Consider the following 18073-nt stretch of genomic DNA (forward strand, 5'->3'; position numbering starts at 1 on the left):
AGGTCCTTTCCGGGGCGTGGCGAAGGCCGAACGCAGGTGAGGTCCAATTAGCCTAGATGCATGGCCAGATCCCATCTCACTCTAGCCGCGCTGGCCACTTCGGCCGTCCCCGACCTCGACGTCACGGCCGCGCGCAGCCACAGCGCCGGAGGCTCCGGCGACTTCGACTCCGCGCTGCTGAGCACGAGGGACGGTTCGACCGTGATCGTGCGCGTCCCCACCACCCAGGTCGCGGAGACCGAGCAGAGCGCCGACCTGGTCGCGTTGCGCGCGCTCACCACCGGAATCCGCAGCAGGCTGCCGTTCGACGTGCCGCGCTACCTGGGCCAGGCGCCCGTGGCCGGCACCCGCGCGATCGTCTACGACTTCCTCCCCGGCCGCCACATCTCCGTCGCCGACGTCCCTCCGGGTGACGGCCTGGCTGGCTCCATCGGGCACGCGATCGCAGCCATCCACGCGCTTCCGACCGCCTTCGTCGGCGAAGCAGGACTGCCCGTGATGTCTGCGGCGGAGTGCCTGACGGCCGCGAACTCGGTGATCGAGTCGGCGGCCTCCACCGGCCTGCTCCCCACGGCCCTCCGCGACCGCTGGCGCGACGCGGCGGCGGACCACTCCATCTGGCAGTTCCAGCCGACGGTCATCAACGGCTCGCTCACCGCCGAGTCGTTCCTGGCCGAGCACGACGTGGTCACCGGCGTCCTCGGCTGGTCGGCCCTCCGCGTCGGAGACCCGGCCCGCGACCTGCACTGGCTGCTCGCCATGAACCCCGAGGCGACCGATGGGGCCCTCGGCGCGTACGCCTCCACGCGCCAGGTGGCGACCGACCGGCAGTTCACCCAGCGCGCGATGCTGTACGCGGAGCTCGAAGTCGCCCGCTGGCTGCTCCACGGCCGTGAGGTGCGCGACCAGACGATCGTCGATGACGCGGTCGAGATGCTCGACGGACTGGTGGATCGGGTCCACGGCAACGCGATGAACCCGCTCTCCACGGCGACCGGGCCGATCATGGCCGTCGGCGATGTGGAGGCCATGCTCGACCGGACTCCGGGCGACCGGCCTGAGGGCTACAGTCGCTCCGGCGGGATGAAGCCGGTGGCCGACGACCAGAGCGACGTCAACTCCTCCTCCGAGTAGAGCCGCTCGGGCCGCACGACCCGGTCGTCGGTGACGAAGTAGAAGACGGCGTCGATGCGCTCGGGGGCGATGCCGGCGTAGCGCGAGAACGCGAGCCGGTAGAGCGCGAGCTGGAGCTGCTTGCGCTCCAGGTCGTCCGCGTCGCGCGGCGCCTTGCCCGTCTTCCAGTCGACGATCTGATAGTCATGCACGCCGTCCTCCGCCCGGTAGACCGCGTCCAGCTTGCAGACCACCACCTGCCCGGCGAGGGTCGTGTGGATCTCCAGCTCGACCTCTTCCGGTCGGCGCCCGGACCATTCGCTCCGCTCGAAGGTCGCCTTGAGTTCGTCGAAGCGCTCGGACTCCATCCGGTCCCCGGCGACATCGTCGAGTTCTGCGCTTGTCGCGTCCAGCTCGTCCGCAGCGCCCGCGATGGTGCCGAACCGCTCCTCGACCCAGCCGTGGAAGAGCGTGCCCAGGCGCGTCTGGCGGTACGGGCGTTCCGGCATCGGGCGGCGCAACGCCGACGCGACCGCGGCGGGGTCCGTCACGTAGTCCTTGAACCGGGAGGCGGGGATGCGGGCCGGAAGCTCGACGAGTCCGGCCTCCTCCGTCCTGCGCGCCCGCTCGGCGAGCAGGAGGTCGAGGTCTCGCGCGTAGACGCCTCCGTCGCCCGCACCCTGCTCGCGGGCACGGCGCACCGCATCCGCCGCCGACACCACGCGGGCACGCCGCGCACCGAGCGGTTCGAGCGGCCAGGTCACAGTGGCGGACGTCAGGGCGAGCGGGTTCTCGTCCGGCTCGGCGCACTCGGGGAAGGCGTCGCCCGGCAGCAGGCCCGACTCCTGCAGCTCGAGCAGATAGGAGCCGGGGCCGCGCGGCTTGGTCTGGGTGGACCAGTAGGACCCGGTCAGCAGCAGCCGGCGCTTCGCACGCGTGACCGCGACGTAGATCAACCGGCGCTGCTCATCCAGATGGCGGGCGACGTTCTCGGCTTCGAACGCGGCGATCGAGTCGTTGACGTCCTGCTGGGTCTCGGCCGTCCGCCAGGCGACGACCGGCAGCTCGGCCGAGTCGCCGCGGAACTCGTTCGGCAGCTGCCCGAACGACAGCCAGTCCTTCCGGCTCTGCGGCGGGCCGGGGAGCTCGCCGTCGACCAGACGCGGAACGGCGACCACATCCCACTCCAGGCCCTTCGCGCCGTGGATGGTGAGGATCTGGACCGTGCCGGGCTCGGGCTCCTCGCTGCGCGGCGCCAGGTTGTCGCGCTGCTCGGCCTCCGCGAGCCACGAGAGGAAAGAGCCGAGCGTCGCCTGGTCGTCGGCCGCGAGGTAGGACGCGACCTGCTCGGCGAACGCGTCGAGACTCGCCTGGCCGAGCTGGGCGGTCTCGTTGGCCGCCACCTCGATGTCGAGGAGGAGCTCCTGCTGCACGAGGGTGACCAGGTCGAGCAGGTCGAGCCCGACCCGGGAGCGCAGGTGGTCGAGGCGCCGGGCGGCGTCGCGCATCCGTTCGAGCCCGGCGGTGCTGAACCCTTCGAGGCGGCCGTGGCCGTCGGGCGCTTCGAGCACGAAGTCGAGTGCGTCCACGAGCGAGGCGCCCTCCTCGCCCGCGACCGAGCGGCGCAAGCGGTCACGCAGCTCGGGGTCGAGGCGCTGGTGACGGTGGTCCCGTTCGGCCAGCCAGGAGGCGACGTCGCGCAGCGCTGCGATGTCCTTGGCACCCACGCGCCACTTGGCACCGGTGAGGAGGCGGATCAGCTCGGAGCCCGCGGTCGGGTCGTGCATCACGCGGAGGGCACTGACCAGGTCGGCGATCACCGGCTGCTCCAGCAGGCCACCCAGCCCGAGCACGTGGTACGGGATGCCGTGCCGCGCGAGCGCGCTCGTGAAGACGTCGATCTTCTTCAGCGACCGGCACAGCATCGCCGCGCTGGGCGGGACACCGTGGACGTCGCGCTCCCGCAGTCGTGCGCCGAGCCAGCGCGCGGCCACATCGGCTTCGTCGGCGACCGTCTGCTCGAACACCGCGGTCAGCTCTCCGGCGACCGCACCGGGTCGCGGCTGCAGCTGTTCGACGTGCACCGGGGACGCCGCGGTGAGCGGCGCGACGAGCACGTTCGCCGCGTCGAGGACGCGCGTCGGGTTGCGCCAGCTCGTGCTCAGGACGTATTCGTCGGCGGCACCGAGCGCGCCGGGACGCTCACCGGTGAAGTCGGCGGAGAAGCGGCCGAGGTTGGCCGCACTGGCGCCGCGCCAGCCGTAGATCGACTGGTGCGGGTCGCCGACGGCCATCACGGGGCGACCCGCGAAGAGCCCGGAGAGCAGGCGCGTCTGCACCACCGACGTGTCCTGGTACTCGTCGAGCAGCACGACGCGGAAGCGACGGCGGTAGTCGGCGACGACGTGCGGCTGGCGTTCACACACGGCAAGCGCCAGAGCCACCTGATCGGAGTACTCGACGAACCCGCGGCGGCGCTTCTCGTCGGCAAACGCCCGTGCGAGGTCCAGCAGCGGCGGCAGCGAGCCGACCGCGTCGACGGCGGAACGCACCGACGCGTACAGCTCCTTCACGCGGCCGTTGCCGGTGGGGAGCTCGGCGATGCGCCCGAACTGCTCGACCATCCGCTCGACGTCGGCGGCATCGGCGACGTTCTCGCTGAGCGCCCGGCTGAGGCCGACGACAGCACTGGTCACCGCCTCCACTCCGCGGTCGAGCTCCACGAGCCGCTCGTCGGTGCTGGTGACGACGAGACGCCGGGCCAACTGCCAGGCGGATGCTTCGCTGAGTACGGCCGACTCGGGTTCACGCCCGATCAGCAGCGCGTTCTCGCGGAAGATCGCGTTCGCGAACGCGTTGTACGTGGCCACCTCGGGAGCATCGAAGGGATCGAACTCGACGTCGGTCACTCCGGAGGCGACGAGTTGCTCGATCCGGGTCCGGATACGGCCGGCGAGCTCGCCCGCCGCCTTGCGGGTGAAGGTGAGCCCGAGGATCTCGGGGACGCGGACGTGCCCGTTCGCCAGCAACCAGACAACGCGGTTCGCCATGGTCTCGGTTTTGCCGCTGCCTGCACCCGCCACGACGATGGCCGGGCGCAGCGGCGCCTCGATGACCGCCTGCTGCTGCGGGGTGGGCATGGGCAGTCCCAGCGCTTCGGCGATCGCCGCGGCGCTGAGCGCGCGCACCGGCCGTTGCTGGGCGCGTTCCGGCTCTTCGTCCTCCGCCAGCAGGAACGCCTGCTCCACCAGGTCGACGTCCGCCTGCTCGGTCGCCCACTCCAGTAGGCTCTCGTCGTCGATGTGCGTGGCCTCGTCCGTCATGCTCCTGCTCCCGCGCTCACCGCAGGCACCAAGTGGATGCGGTACTCGTACTTTCCGTGCGGGTCGCGCTCGCCCAGGTCGACGACGCCGGTGAAGGTGGCGGCCGCCATTCCCTCGGCCGCCCGGGCCACCCGTTCGCGCAGCCGCTCCAGGGCCGCGGCGTCGACGCGATCCTGCGCCACCTCCCGGTAGCCCTTGCCACGGACGCCCTTCGCGACGAACAGCAGCTTCGCACCGCCCGACGGACGGTCCCCGGCCTGCTCGACCGCGCCGTGCTCCATGGCCAGCTGGTACGCGCCGAGCTGCGCGTGCTCGGCGGCTTCGGCGGCGGACGGGGTGCGGTTCCCGGTCTTGAGGTCGACGATCACGACCGTGCCGTCCGGCGTGTGCTCGACGCGGTCGATCGTGCCGCGTACGAGTGCGCGACCGACGCGGAGTTCGAACGCCCCCTCGGAGCCGAGCAGCGTGCCCCCCGCCCGCTCGAAGTCGCGCAGATACTCGGACACCCCCGCGGTGAGGGTCCGCGTGCGCCTGCGCTCCTTCTCTTCCAGCCACGGCGACTCGAACGCGAGCTCGCCCCAGCGGCGCTCGATGCCCTGCCAGAGCCGCTCGACGCTGAGGTCGCGGTCGTCGCTCGTGCTCGCCTCCTCCATGACGGCGTGGACGACGGTGCCGATCCCGGCCGCGAGGCCGCTCGGAGACGCGGCCATCGTGTCGACGAACCACGCCAGGGGCGACTTCTCGAAGGTCTCCAGCCGTGAGGGCGAGACGCGGACCACCGCCTCCGGGTCGTCGAGGTCGACCAGCGGTTCGGTGGTCGAGGGCTCGAGCAGCCCGTACCAGGACGAGGGATCGGCACCCTCCACCTCGGCGTCAGCGAGGCGGGCGAGCGCGTGGGCGGCATCCGGGGACCCCGCGGTCACCAGACGGCGCCGCAGCCGGCCGACCATGCCGCGCAGCGAGAGGGGATGCACTCCGTCGTCCTCGTCGTCGACCGCCAGCTCACCCGCGAGGCGGAGGAACGGCGAGGGCTGCTCGTCGTCATTGGCGGTCGCGGTCAGCAGCACCTGACCGCGGGAGCGGGAGACGGCGAGGGCGAACATCCGCAGCTCGTCGCCCAGGACCTCGGCGCGAGCGTCTTCCGTCGCGGTCGCGTGCCCCTCCACGGCGTCGGCCAGCTCCTGCGGGTGCAGCAGGGAGCCGCGGAGACGGAGGTTCGGCCAGACGCTCTCCTGCAACCCCGCCACCGCGACCACCTCGAACTCCCGGCCGATGGCAGCGCTCGGCGTGCACACCAGGACGGCGTCGCCGGCGGTCCGGGCGGCCAGCGTGTCTTCGGGAACCTCGGCGCCGAGCAGCTCGACGACGAAATCGGAGGCCGGGCGTTCGGGGTATCGCTCGACGAAGCGCCGCGCTGCGGTGAAAAGGGCGACGATCCCGTCGAGGTGGCGGTTCGCCTCGTCGGCGACGATTCCGCTTCGCTCCGAGTGCGCAAGCCAACGCGCGGCGAGGCCGCTGCGCTCCCAGGCGTGCCACAGCAGCTCCTCGACCGAGGCGCCCTGCGCCGCCTTCTCTCGGCCCGACCGCAGCGTCTCGGCGAGACGCGCGGCGCGGCGGGCGGGCGCCGCGTCGATCGTCGCCAGGTGCGCGGGATGCTGCAGCGCCTCCACCAGGAGTTCGTCGCCCGGCCGGTTCCCCTCGCCGGAGAGCTCCTCCTGACGCAGAGCGAGCCGAAGCCGGCGCAGACTGACGCTGTCGAGACCGCCGAACGGACCGAGGAGGAGGTCGGTCGCGACGATCGGTGTCAGTTCGATGGCGCCGAGCTCGACTCCCGCCACGGTGACCAGTTGGCGAGCGGCGAAGTCGTCGCGCAGCGGCCGTCCGGCGATGCTCGTCGTCGTCGGCACCTCGGCCACCGCAAGGGCGCGCGCCAGCGCCGGGACGTGCGCGCCGGACCGCACGATCACGGCCATCTCGCTCCACGGCACTCCGTCGAGCAGATGCCGTTCGCGAAGCTTCCGTGCGAGGCGGGAGGCTTCGGAGGGCGCCGAGGTCGCGAGCAGCCGCACGATCTCCGGACGCGGGTCGTCGCCCTCCTGCGCCGGTTCCGGTTCTGGCCGCCCCGCGGCGGCTATGCGCTGCACGCCCGCCGCGGCCGTGCCGATGCGTTCGGTGACGCGCGCCGTGAGCTCCCGGAGGGCGGGGGTCTGCCGGTGCGCGGTCGTCAGCACGAAGCGGGTCACCGGAACGCCGAGACGCGACTCCAGCTGGCCGAGCGCAGTGGTCTCTGCGCCGCGGAAGGTGGTCGACGCGACATCCGGGTCGCCGAAGGCGATGACGGCGACACCGCGGTCGGAGAGGGCGCGCAGCAGCGACACGGTCGCGACAGTGGCCTCCTGGAGGTCGTCGACGAAGATCGCGCGCAGGCCGTCGAGCGAGCTGCCGTCGCGCACGACGGTCACCGCCGAGGCGATCAGCTCGGCGGAGTCGACGAACCCGCCCCGGTAGCTGTCGACGACGGCCTGGTACTCGGCGATGAACCGTCCGGCGGCGCGCCACTCGTCGTGCCCGGTGATCGCGCCCAGCTCGGAGAGACGCGACGGCGAGACGCCGCGCTCGGCGCACCGGGCCATCAGCTCCCGGAGCTCCGTGCGGAAACCGCGCAGCGCGCGCACCTCGCCGACGAGCGGCTCGGGCCATGCCGGGCCGGTGCCGTCCTCCATGTGGCCGCTGAGCAGCTCCGCGATGATCTGATCCTGCTCGCCGCCGGTGAGCAGCCGCGGCGGCTCGTGCCCCGAACGGCGGGCCCGCTCCCCCACCAGCTGGAACGCGAGGGACGTCGCCGTCCGCGCGAGGGGGCCGTTCGTCGGCACGTCGAGCCGGAGGGCGACCCGGTCGCGAAGCGCCGTCGCCGCCGTGCGCGAGGCGCTCAGTGCGAGGACCTCGTGCGTCGCATAGCCGCGGCCGTGCACCCGGTCCGCGAGCGCCTCCACCAGGGTGGTCGTCTTGCCCGTGCCGGGGGCGCCGATGACCGCGGCGGACGCGCCGTCGGGCAGGGCGAGGACCTCCGCCTGGGCGCCGTCGAGCACCGGGCCGCCCGGGTCGACGGCCCGTTCAGCGCGCATCCGGAAGCCTCGCGTGGTCATGCCTTTCACGGTATCGGCGTCCGCCGACAGAGAACGCGAGCGGGGGCCGCGAGCCGTGTGCCGTAGTCTGAACTCACACCCCCCGGTCAGACTCGAAATGGCCCAGAACACCCGAAAGGTACTGTCGTGGAGATCCGCATCGGAATCGTCAACGCCCCCCGCGAGCTCAGCTTCGAGTCTTCGCAGTCGGCCGAGGAGCTCACCGGGCAGGTGAAGAGCGCGCTCACGAACGGCGGCGGCATCCTGGAGCTCAGCGACGACAAGGGCCGCCTGTACGTCGTCCCCACTGCCGGCATCGCGTACGTCGAGTTCGGCACCGAGGAGTCGCGCCGGATCGGTTTCGTCGGCTAGCCTCCCACTCGTGGAACTGCTCTTCGTCGTCCTCGGCGGCGCCATCATCGGCCTCGCCGGACGCTACTTCCTGCCGAACCGGCACACGCACGGTTCCGTGCTCATCCCGGCGGTCGGCGTGGTCTCCGCGTCCCTCCTCTGGGTCGCCCTCACCTGGGCCGGCCTGAAGTGGGACGGCGGCTGGATCTGGTGGATCACCCTGCTCGGGACCGCCCTGGTCGTGGCCGTCGCCGACATTCTGATCGGCCGCCTGCGCACCGCAGCCGACGACCGGATGCTGCACCAGCTGACGCGCGGAGCCGTCGCCCGCTGACCGGTCCCACGGCGGCGACCGCGGTCAGGCTGTCACGCGGTCAGGCCGAGCGCATCCATCCGGCGCGTGTGCGCGGCGATCAGTTCTGTGAAGATCGGCTCGATCCGCTCCTCGTCGGTGGCGCGGTTGCCCGACAGGTGGAGCGCAGAGCGCGCCACCAGGAGCGTGTCGCCGACGAGGCGCCGCCCCCACAGCGCCAAGCGCGACTTCAGGAGGGGGTCCGCCCCGATCTCGGTGCGGAGCACCTCGAGCACGCCCTCCTGTCCGGATTCGGAGCCGAGCAGGTGGGCGATCCGCGAACCCACATCGCCCGGGAGCCCCGCCGCGAGCCGGATGAAGAAGTCATCGAGCAGCCCGCCGGTGACGAGCGCGGACAACAGCGTCTCGCGCCAGTCGGCACCGACGATGAGCGCGCTGAAGCCCTCGATCTCGACCGCGAACGGCTCCATCGCCGCGGCCGGCTCACCACCGCGGCGGCGGATCTCTGCGACGATCCCCTGATGCTTCGACAGAGCGTGCCCGGCGGCGGCGGAGATCAGGCCCTTCGCTCGCAGGTCGGCGGCTTCGGCGGCCACACGGGACAGCGTCTCGAACTGCTCCAGCTGGAGGTACGCCGCCTGCCCCAGGTAGGGCAGCAGTTCGGGCATCACCTCGTGCAGATCGACGCGCACGGTCGTGACCGGCCGCGGACGCGGACTCAGGCGCGGGAGTTCGACGGACGACCGTCGTCGGGTGAACCAAGTGGACACGCTCAGCAGTGTATCGGGACCGTCCAGTAGGCTTGTCACGCCGTCGGCGCAGGATCGACGGCCCTACGCCTGCGACAGAGAGACGGCGTAGACACTCCGATCCCATCGACAGGCATATTCCCCAGTGACTTTCTCAGAACTGAACATCGACCAGGACATGGTCGACGCACTCGCGGCGAAGGGCATCATCGAGCCCTTCCCCATCCAGACCCAGACGATCCCCCTCGCCCTCACCGGCCAGGACATCATCGGCCAGGCGAAGACCGGAACGGGCAAGACCCTCGGCTTCGGCCTCCCTCTCATCCAGCGCCTCGGCCTCGACCCCGAGCCCGGCGTCAAAGCCCTCGTCGTCGTCCCGACCCGCGAGCTGGCCATCCAGGTCTACGAAGACCTGGAGACCGCCGCCTCCGGCCGTCCGACCTCCATCGCCGCCATCTACGGCGGCAAGGCCTACGAGGGCCAGGTCGCCCAGCTCAAGGGCGGCGCCCAGATCGTCGTCGGTACCCCGGGCCGGCTCCTCGACCTCGCCGGCCAGCGCCTGCTCAGCCTGGCGAACGTGCAGGAGATGGTGCTCGACGAGGCCGACAAGATGCTCGACCTCGGCTTCCTCGCCGACATCGAGAAGCTGTTCGCCCAGACGCCGGCGACCCGCCACACGATGCTCTTCTCGGCCACGATGCCGGGCCCGATCGTCGCGCTCGCGCGCCGGTTCATGAGCAAGCCGGTGCACATCCGCGCCAGCGACCCCGACGAGGGCCAGATCCAGGCGAACATCAAGCACCTCATCTACCGCGCCCACTCGATGGACAAGGACGAGGTCATCGCGCGCATCCTGCAGGCCGAGGGTCGCGGCAAGACCGTCATCTTCACCCGCACCAAGCGTGCGGCGGCCAAGCTGGTCGAGGAGCTCAACGACCGCGGCTTCAACGCCGCCGCGGTCCACGGCGACCTCAACCAGGAGCAGCGCGAGCGCGCCATGGCGTCGTTCAAGGCGGGCAAGCGCGACGTACTGATCGCCACGGACGTCGCGGCTCGGGGAATCGACGTGGATGACGTCACCCACGTGATCAACCACACCATCCCCGAAGACGAGAAGACCTACCTGCACCGGGTGGGCCGCACCGGCCGCGCCGGCAAGACGGGCATCGCGGTGACCTTCGTCGACTGGGACGACCTGCACAAGTGGGCGCTCATCAACCGGGCGCTCGAGTTCGGCCAGCCGGAGCCGACGGAGACCTACTCCTCGTCGCCGCACCTCTTCACGGATCTCGACATCCCTCAGGGCGTCAAGGGCCGGCTCAAGCCGACCCCCGCCGTGAAGGTTCCGGACGCCCCGCGCGGAGGCCGCACCGACGGCTCGCGCGGCGGTCGCACGGACGGCTCCCGGCCCGAGGGAGGCGAGGGCTCACGCCGTCGCCGCACCCGCGGAGGCTCCGGTGACGGCGCATCCGGCCAGAGCGGGAGCCAGGGCGGCTCCGACTCTGCCCAGACCGCCGCGGCGTCGGAGGGCGACACCACGGTCGCGACGGGCACGCACGACGGTGGCGGTGCCCAGCACCGCGACGGCAACAGCGCCCCGCGCCGCCGTCGCCGCCGTTCGCGCGGCGGCTCGGCGACGACTCCCGCCAGCTGACCGCCGATCGGCACCAGCCGATCGGTACCAGCTGATCGGTACCAGCTGATCAGTACCAGTTGGGGTCGTGACTCATCTCGAACGCCCACGCAGCGCACGGTGATCCGTAGCGGCCGTTGATGTAGTCGAGTCCCCAGTTCACCTGCGTGTTCTGGTTCGTGAGCCAGTCGGGTCCGGCGGATGCCATCCTGCTCGCGCGCCAGGCCTGCGGGATGCCGTAGGCGCCGCTGGACGTGTTGTACGCGTCGGCGCGCCACCCGGACTCGTGGTTCCACAGCTTGATGAGGCACGGCATCTGGTCGCTGCCCCAGCCGTACGCTCCGAGGCGGCTCGCCGCGTAGGCCTGCGCGCCCGCCGGGTCGACGACCATCCCGGGGGGAGGGGCGAAGCCGTCGGAGCCTCCGCCGGGGTTCGCGGCGGCGGCAGCGGCTGCCTTGGCCGCCTCGCCTGCCGCGTACTGCTGCTCGACGGACGCCTGCGTGTTCTTGAGGCTCGCCAGCTGGGCGTACAGCGTGTCCGCGTGCTGCTTCTGGTCGGCGAGCTGCGCGTCCGCCGCCTGCTTGGCCGCGGTCGCAACGTCGAGCGCCTTCTTCGCCGCGGTCGCCAGCTGGTCGCGGATCGTCTGCGCGTTCGCGGCCTGCGCGCTCAGCGACGACGCAACGTTCTTCTGGGCGCTGGCCTGGGCGAACAGGGCGCTGGAGCGGTCGGCGAGCTTGGACACGGCGCCCAGCTGGTACAGCAGCGACTCGGAACTCGAGGCGTTCGGGCTGAGGAACAGTCGCAGCGACACGGACGACGTGCCCGCCCTGGTCAGTTGCTCGGCGAGTTTTCCGCTCTGGGACTTGAGCTCATCGGCCTTGACGCTCGCGTCATGCGCCCGCTCGGAGAGGCTCTGTGCCCTCGCGGTGGCCGCCTGGAGCGCCGTCTCCGCGCTGCCGTACTCCCCCAGCCGCTTGACGGCCAGATCGCCTGCGGCGTCCGCGGCATTCTGCAGACCCTGCAGCAGCCCGTTGATGCGGTCGACCTCCGCCTGAGCGGCGGCGGCGTTGTTCTTGGCCGCCTGCACGTCGCTCCACGACGGATAGGAGTCGGCGGATGCCGGAGCGGCGCCTCCTGCGACGACGAGCGCCACCGTCAGCGCGGCAGCGACCGCAGACCCTTTCCACAACCGTCTCACCCGCGCACCTCGCTCTCCGATCCCGCCGGGGTCCAGGCTATGCGCTGCGGATCACGGAGCGTAGAAAGGCGCCGCGCCTGTCGCTTCTTCGATCATGGCGTCGAGCACGGCCGGGTCGGTCGTGTTCTCGCCCAGCCTGTTGGGTTTGCCCGCGCCGTGGTAGTCGCTGGATCCCGTGATCCGGAGCCCGTAGCGGGCCGCCAGCTCCCGGAGCCGGGCGACGCCGTCGGGCGTGTTCTCGCGGTGGTCGAGCTCCAGCCCGAACAGGCCGGCGTCGACCAGCCGCCGCAGGCGGTCCTCGGGGATCACCCGGCTCCGCCCGCCGGTCGCCGGGTGCGCGAGCACCGGGAGGCCGCCCGCCCCGCGGATCAGGCGCACGCCGGTGAGGGGCTCGGGGGCGTAGTGGGGCTGGAAGTAGCCGCTCCGCCAGTGCAGGATGCCCGCGAAGGCTGCACTCCGGTCCGACGCGAGGCCGCGCGCGACGAGCGCGTCGGCGATGTGCGGGCGCCCGACCGTCGCGCCCTCCGTCGCCTGCGCGAGCACATCGTTCCAGGTGATGTCGTAGTCGGCGGAGATACGGCGCACCATGTCCTCCGCCCGCCGCATCCTGCCCTCCCGGATCCGCTTCGTCTCGGCGACGAGCGCTTCGTTAGCGGGATCGAAGAGATAGCCGAGCATGTGGACGCTGGCGAATTCGATCCGGGTGGAGAGCTCCATGCCGGGGATCACGGTGACCCCGACGCGCGCGGACTCGGCCGCGGCGTCGGCCCACCCGGCCGTCGAATCGTGATCCGTCAGCGCGACGGCTCCGATGCCGGCCGCCGCCGCCGCGCGCACCAGCTCGGCCGGGGTCTCCGTGCCGTCCGAGACGCTCGAATGCGTGTGAAGGTCGACGGGACCACGGAACCGTCGCTCATCAGCCATGCTGACCATCCTAGGAGTGGAAGAATGGACGCATGTCGCAGTCCACGAACGCCTCGACCGACCAGGCGCCGCGCGCCACCGAGAACCGCTCCACGACGCCGGGGTCCGACGCCTTCCGGCAGTACATCGGAAGTGGATGGGCGGAGCGGCCGGATGTGCTGCCCGAGCCCCGACGGCAGGCGGAGTACGCCGCCGCCCGTCGTACGCGGGTCTCCGAACTCTTCCCCGGCAAGCGGCTCATCATCCCCGCAGGACGGCTTAAGCAGCGCAGCAACGACACGGACTATCCGTTCCGCGCCCACTCGGCGTTCGCGCACCTGACCGGCTGGGGCTCGGACTCGGAGCCGGGCAGCGTGCTCGTGCTCGAGCCGACGGCCGCGGGGCACGAGGCGACGCTGTACTTCCGCGAGCGTGCGGGGCGCGACTCCGACGAGTTCTACGCGAACCCCGAGATCGGTGAGTTCTGGATCGGCCCGCGTCCGTCGCTGGCGCAGGTCGCGAGCGACCTCGGCGTGCCGACGCGCGGCATCGCCGAGGTGCGCTCGGTGCTCGACACCGTCGACGGGGACACGGTCGTGCTGCGCGAAGCGGACCCCTCCATCACCGACGAGGTGGACGCGGCCCGGATGCTGCTCTGGGACGACACCGACGGCGACCGCGACCCGGAGGACCACACCGAGGACGACCGGCTGGCCCGCGATCTCTCGGAACTGCGCCTGATCAAGGACGACTTCGAGGTCGGCGAACTCCGCGCGGCCGTGGCCGCGACCGCTCGCGGCTTCGACGACGTCGTCGCCGATCTGCCGCGCATCACCACGCACCCGCGCGGCGAACGCCTCGTCGAGGGCGTCTTCAACGGGCGGGCCCGCGCCGACGGCAACGCGGTCGGCTACGACACGATCGCGGCGAGCGGACCGCACGCCTGCATCCTGCACTGGACCCGCAACGACGGCCCGGTGGTGCCGGGCGACCTCATCCTGATGGATGCGGGCGTCGAGCTCGACACCTACTACACCGCGGACATCACGCGCACGCTTCCTGTCGACGGCACCTTCGGCGAGACCCAGCGGCTGATCTACGAGGCCGTGCTGGAGGCGGCGGACGCCGCATTCGCGGTCGTGCGCCCGGGCATCCGGTTCCGCGAGATCCACGCCACCGCGATGGCCGTGATCGCGCGGCGCACGGCCGAATGGGGCCTGCTTCCGGTGAGCGCGGAGGAGGCGCTGCAGGCCGACCAGCAGCAGCACCGCCGCTACATGGTGCACGGCACCAGCCACCACCTGGGACTCGACGTGCACGACTGCGCCCAGGCGCGGCGCGAGCTCTACCTGGACGGCGTGCTGGAGCCGGGGATGGTGTTCACCATCGAGCCGGGGCTGTACTTCCAGCCGGACGACCTGACGGTGCCCGAGCGGTTCCGCGGCATCGGTGTGCGGATCGAGGACAACATCCTGGTCACCGCCGACGGCGCAGAGAACCTCTCCGCCGCGATCCCCCGCACCCCCGACGACGTCGAGGCCTGGGTCCGCCGCACCGCGCGCTGAGCCCCGCTACCCCACCCGCGCGCTGAGGTGCACGTTGTGGCTGCTTTCCGCGGGATATAGCAGCCACGACGTGAACTTCGGCGACCGCGTCAGGCGGGCGGAGCGGGCGGGAGGTCGTCGCCCGGCTGCGGGGCGACGGGCGGGGCAGCGGCGGGCGGCGGGTCGGAGGGGTGCTGCGGCTGGGCGGGCGGCGTCCATCCCTGGGCCGCCGCCGGCGCCTCCGCTCCCCCGCTCTGCAGCAGGTTGCGGGCCCGGTTGCCGAGTTCGGAGTCGACCAGCACGGAATAGCTGGTCGCGATGACCTGCTGCACGGACGTGAAGTCGCGGCGGCGGCGGTTGACGCCGTACGAGACGAGGCCCCACAGCATCCCGAACCCGGCGCCGATCAGCAGCGCCGCCAGCACGAAGGCCAGGCTGACCGTCGGCGAGAAGATGATCAGCAGCAGCCCGAAGAAGATGCCGAGCCATGCGCCAGAGGCGGCGCCCGCCAGTGCGACGCGGCCCCAGGTCAGCTTGCCGGTGACGCGCTCGACGCTCTTCAGGTCGCTCCCGACGATGGACACCTTGTCGACCGGGAAGTCGGCGCGCGCGAGCACATCCACCGCCTCCTGCGCCTCCGGGTAGCTCTCGAAGGTGGCGACGACCTCTCCGCGCGGGAGGGTCGGAAAGAGGGTGCGGTTGCGTCCGTTCAGCGGCCCGGGTGTACTCATGCCCCCATTGTCACATCCGGGGGCCGTGCCGAGCACGGGAAACAGCTGCCGTTCACCCCCGAGGGCTTAGGTTTGTAGGGTGAGTGCCGCCAGAGTGTTCGTCGCCCGTCTTGCCGGGACGACGGTGTTCGACCCCGTGGGAGACCGGGTCGGCAAGGTGCGCGACGTCCTCGTGGTCTATCGCAAGAACGACCCGCCGCGCGTCGTCGGACTGATCGTCGAGATCCCCGGCAAGCGGCGCGTCTTCCTGTCGATCGGCCGGGTCACGAGCATCGGCAGCGGCCAGATCATCACGAACGGCCTCATCAACGTCCGCCGCTTCGAGCAGCGCGGCGGTGAGGTCCGGGTCATCGCCGAGCTGCTCGGGCGACGCGTGGTCTTCGCCGACGGCAGCGGCGAGGCGACCATCGAAGACGTCGCCATCGAGGAGACAGAGACCGGCGACTGGGCGGTCAGCCAGCTGTTCGTGCGTAAGCCGAAGGCGGGCGGCTCCCCGTTCGGCAAGGGCGCCACCGCCTTCGTCTCGTGGAACGAGGTTCGCGAGATGCAGAACCGCGGCGAGGCCCAGTCGGCGGAGCAGCTGATCGCGACGTACTCGGAACTCAAGCCCGCGGACCTCGCGAACACCCTGCTCGACCTCCCCCAGCAGCGGATGCTGGAGGTCGCAGAAGAACTGCCCGACGACCGCCTCGCCGACGTGCTGGAGGAGATGCCCGAGAGCGAGCAGGTGCAGATCCTGGCCCAGCTCGACGACGACCGCGCCGCCGACGTGCTCGACCAGATGCAGCCGGACGATGCGGCCGACCTCATCGCCCAGCTCTCCGACGAGCGCGGCGAGCACCTCCTCGAGCTGATGCAGCCGGAGGAGGCGGAGGACGTCCGCATGCTCCTCAGCTACAACCCCGACACTGCGGGTGGTCTGATGACGACCGAGCCCATCATCGTGTCCGCCGATGCGACGGTCGCGGAGGGCCTCGCGCTGATCCGCCGTCATGAGCTGGCTCCCGCGCTCGGCGCGGCGGTCTGCGTGACCCTTCCGCCGTACGAGGCGCCGACCGGCCGCTTCCTGGGGGTCGTGCACTTCCAGCGGATGCTGCGCTATCCCCCGCACGTCCGGCTGGGCACCCTGCTCGACCCGGGCCTCGAACCGGTGACCGCCGACACGTCCGCAGCGGAGGTGTCGCGCATCCTCGCGTCGTACAACCTGGTGTCGGTCCCGGTCGTCGACGACAAGTACCGGTTGGTCGGCGTGGTCACGATCGACGACGTACTCGACTACCTCCTCCCGGACGACTGGCGAAGTCAGGACGAGGACGAGCCGGTGAAACGCGCCGAGCCGTCCGACCAGACCGGCAGCATCCGCATCGTGAACGGAAGGAGGGGCGGAAGTGGCACGAGGTAGGCAGGACTCCGGGCGCGACGCCCCCAACGGCCTGAACACCCCGAAGGGATTGCGCACGCCCGTGCTCCGGCGCGACCGGGTGGAGTCGCGGGACCGCTTCGGTCGGTTCACGGAGTGGATCGCGCGTGCCATGGGAACGCCGTGGTTCATCCTCGGTCTCACGGCCTTCGTGATCGCCTGGATGGCCTGGAACACCCTCGCACCCGAGAAGTGGCGTTTCGATTCCGCTGCGCTCGGTTTCATCGCCCTGACCCTCGTGCTGTCCCTCCAGGCCTCGTACGCCGCCCCGCTCATCCTGCTCGCGCAGAACCGGCAGGACGACCGCGACCGCGTGCAGATCGAGCAGGACCGGCAGCGGGCCGAGCGCAACCTCGCCGACACCGAGTACCTGGCGCGCGAGGTCGTCGCCCTGCGGCTCGCGGTGCGCGATATGGCGACCAAGGACTTCATCCGCGCCGAGTTGCGCTCGCTGCTCGAAGACCTCGAGAAGAGCGATTCCGGAGAGGGCGAACAGGCCCGTGCCTGAGGTTCCCGCCGCCCTCTCGGAGGCGGTGCAGCGCGCGTTGACGGCGGTGCTCGACCCGGAGATCCGCAAGCCGATCACCGAGCTCGACATGGTGGACGCGGTTTCAGTGGATGCGGCGGGCGCCGCGTCCGTCGGCATCAAGCTGACGATCGTGGGCTGCCCGGCGGCGGATGCGATCGAGCGCGACGTGCGCACCGCGACGGCCGCAGTGCCGGGCGTCACCTCGGTGGACGTGGCCCTCTCCGTGATGACCCCGGACGAGCGCCGCGCCCTCACCGAGAAGCTGCGGGCCGGCCGCCCTGCTCGCGGGCAGCAGTTCGGGCCCGAGTCGCTGACCCGCGTCTATGCGGTGACCAGCGGCAAGGGCGGCGTCGGCAAGTCGACGGTCACCGCGAACCTGGCGGTCGCCCTCGCCGAGCGCGGGCTGCGCGTCGGGATCGTGGATGCCGACGTGCACGGCTTCTCCATCCCCGGCATCCTGGGCCTCACCGACGAGAACGGTGTCGCGCCACGGCCGACCCGGGTGGACGACATGATCCTGCCGCCGGTGGCATACGGCGTGAAGGTGGTGTCGATCGGCATGTTCGTCGACTCGGCGTCCGCCGCCGTCGCGTGGCGTGGTCCGATGCTGCACCGGACCATCCAGCAGTTCCTCACGGACGTGTACTTCGGCGATCTGGATGTGCTCCTCCTCGACCTGCCGCCCGGCACCGGCGATGTCGCGATCTCGGTCGGGCAGCTCCTGCCCGGGGCGGAAGTGCTCGTCGTCACGACCCCGCAGCCGGCTGCGGCGGACGTCGCCGAGCGCAGCGGCGTGGTCGCGCGACAGACCGGGCAGAAGGTCATCGGCGTGATCGAGAACATGGCGGGCCTGGTGCAGCCGGACGGCAGCATCCTCGACCTCTTCGGGTCGGGCGGCGGCGCGGAGGTCGCGCGACGCCTGTCGGTGGGAGCCGCCGAGGAGGTGCCGCTGCTCGCCAGCGTGCCGCTCAGCATCCCGCTGCGTGCCGGAGGGGATGCCGGTGCGCCGATCGTCGTGACCGATCCGGGGGATCCGGCGGCGGCGGCCATCCGCGCGGTGGCCGAGCACCTCGCGACGCGCGCCCGCGGCCTCGCCGGCCGCAAACTCGGCCTCTCCGTCCGCTGACGCCTCCCGGACCCC

The 18073-nt window shown here is 71.7% G+C and carries 14 protein-coding genes; 8 read left to right on the forward strand and 6 right to left on the reverse strand.

The annotated features are described in order from the left end of the window. Nucleotides 1–60: 60 nt before the first annotated feature. Complete coding sequence (locus tag P3F85_RS09790; RefSeq protein ID WP_374007089.1) at nt 61–1134, forward strand: phosphotransferase; 1074 nt, start codon at nt 61–63, stop codon at nt 1132–1134. Here P3F85_RS09790 and P3F85_RS09795 read toward each other — a convergent pair. Next, a complete protein-coding gene (locus tag P3F85_RS09795; RefSeq protein WP_374007090.1) occupies nt 1065–4436 on the reverse strand; it encodes a UvrD-helicase domain-containing protein in 3372 nt (1123 codons plus the stop codon). The two genes, P3F85_RS09790 and P3F85_RS09795, sit on opposite strands and share 70 nt — an antisense overlap. Further along, entirely contained in the window at nt 4433–7582 is a 3150-nt protein-coding gene (locus P3F85_RS09800; protein ID WP_374007091.1) for an ATP-dependent helicase, read from the reverse strand. Before P3F85_RS09800 ends, P3F85_RS09795 begins: the two co-directional genes overlap by 4 nt. A gap of 126 nt (nt 7583–7708) precedes the next feature. On the opposite strand from P3F85_RS09800, the gene P3F85_RS09805 reads away from it, so the two are divergent. Continuing rightward, the gene (locus tag P3F85_RS09805; protein ID WP_374007092.1) at nt 7709–7933 is read left to right on the forward strand and encodes a DUF3107 domain-containing protein; all 225 of its coding nucleotides are present in this window, start codon (nt 7709–7711) and stop codon (nt 7931–7933) included. A 10-nt stretch (nt 7934–7943) separates the two neighbouring features. Then, the gene (locus tag P3F85_RS09810) at nt 7944–8246 is read left to right on the forward strand and encodes a hypothetical protein (RefSeq protein ID WP_374007093.1); all 303 of its coding nucleotides are present in this window, start codon (nt 7944–7946) and stop codon (nt 8244–8246) included. Nucleotides 8247–8278: 32 nt separating this feature from the next. Here the strand turns inward: P3F85_RS09810 and P3F85_RS09815 are convergent, their stop codons facing one another. Then, nucleotides 8279–8995: a ferritin-like fold-containing protein gene (locus tag P3F85_RS09815; protein ID WP_374007095.1), complete on the reverse strand. Its 717-nt coding sequence runs from the start codon at nt 8993–8995 to the stop codon at nt 8279–8281. Between the two features lie 124 nt (nt 8996–9119). Here P3F85_RS09815 and P3F85_RS09820 point away from each other — a divergent pair, with 124 nt between their 5' ends. Further along, a complete protein-coding gene (locus P3F85_RS09820) occupies nt 9120–10628 on the forward strand; it encodes a DEAD/DEAH box helicase (protein WP_374007096.1) in 1509 nt (502 codons plus the stop codon). Nucleotides 10629–10677: 49 nt separating this feature from the next. Here the strand turns inward: P3F85_RS09820 and P3F85_RS09825 are convergent, their stop codons facing one another. Together P3F85_RS09825 and P3F85_RS09830 are read right to left on the reverse strand one after the other, a co-directional pair. Then, nucleotides 10678–11805: a coiled-coil domain-containing protein gene (locus tag P3F85_RS09825; RefSeq protein WP_374007098.1), complete on the reverse strand. Its 1128-nt coding sequence runs from the start codon at nt 11803–11805 to the stop codon at nt 10678–10680. Between the two features lie 51 nt (nt 11806–11856). Further along, the gene (locus P3F85_RS09830; RefSeq protein ID WP_374007099.1) at nt 11857–12729 is read right to left on the reverse strand and encodes a PHP domain-containing protein; all 873 of its coding nucleotides are present in this window, start codon (nt 12727–12729) and stop codon (nt 11857–11859) included. A gap of 32 nt (nt 12730–12761) precedes the next feature. On the opposite strand from P3F85_RS09830, the gene P3F85_RS09835 reads away from it, so the two are divergent. Beyond that, entirely contained in the window at nt 12762–14273 is a 1512-nt protein-coding gene (locus P3F85_RS09835) for an aminopeptidase P family protein (RefSeq protein WP_374007101.1), read from the forward strand. 89 nt (nt 14274–14362) lie between these two features. Here P3F85_RS09835 and P3F85_RS09840 read toward each other — a convergent pair whose 3' ends face one another. Next, nucleotides 14363–14983: a general stress protein gene (locus P3F85_RS09840; RefSeq protein WP_374007103.1), complete on the reverse strand. Its 621-nt coding sequence runs from the start codon at nt 14981–14983 to the stop codon at nt 14363–14365. 79 nt (nt 14984–15062) lie between these two features. On the opposite strand from P3F85_RS09840, the gene P3F85_RS09845 reads away from it, so the two are divergent. From P3F85_RS09845 to P3F85_RS09855, 3 genes are read left to right on the forward strand one after another with little or no spacing between them, the layout of a single operon-like run. Next, nucleotides 15063–16385 (forward strand): magnesium transporter MgtE N-terminal domain-containing protein, encoded by a 1323-nt coding sequence (locus tag P3F85_RS09845; protein ID WP_374007105.1) that lies wholly within the window; start codon nt 15063–15065, stop codon nt 16383–16385. Then, nucleotides 16372–16911, forward strand: coding sequence for a DUF1003 domain-containing protein (locus P3F85_RS09850; RefSeq protein WP_374007107.1), 540 nt, complete (start codon nt 16372–16374; stop codon nt 16909–16911). The genes P3F85_RS09845 and P3F85_RS09850 overlap by 14 nt, the downstream gene beginning before the upstream one ends. Beyond that, nucleotides 16904–18058, forward strand: coding sequence for an Mrp/NBP35 family ATP-binding protein (locus tag P3F85_RS09855; RefSeq protein ID WP_374007109.1), 1155 nt, complete (start codon nt 16904–16906; stop codon nt 18056–18058). Before P3F85_RS09850 ends, P3F85_RS09855 begins: the two co-directional genes overlap by 8 nt. The last annotated feature ends 15 nt before the right edge of the window (nt 18059–18073 follow it).

It is taken from the genome of Leifsonia sp. T36S-04 (assembly GCF_042465655.1).
In the GTDB taxonomy this organism is placed as follows: Bacteria; Actinomycetota; Actinomycetes; order Actinomycetales; family Microbacteriaceae; genus Leifsonia.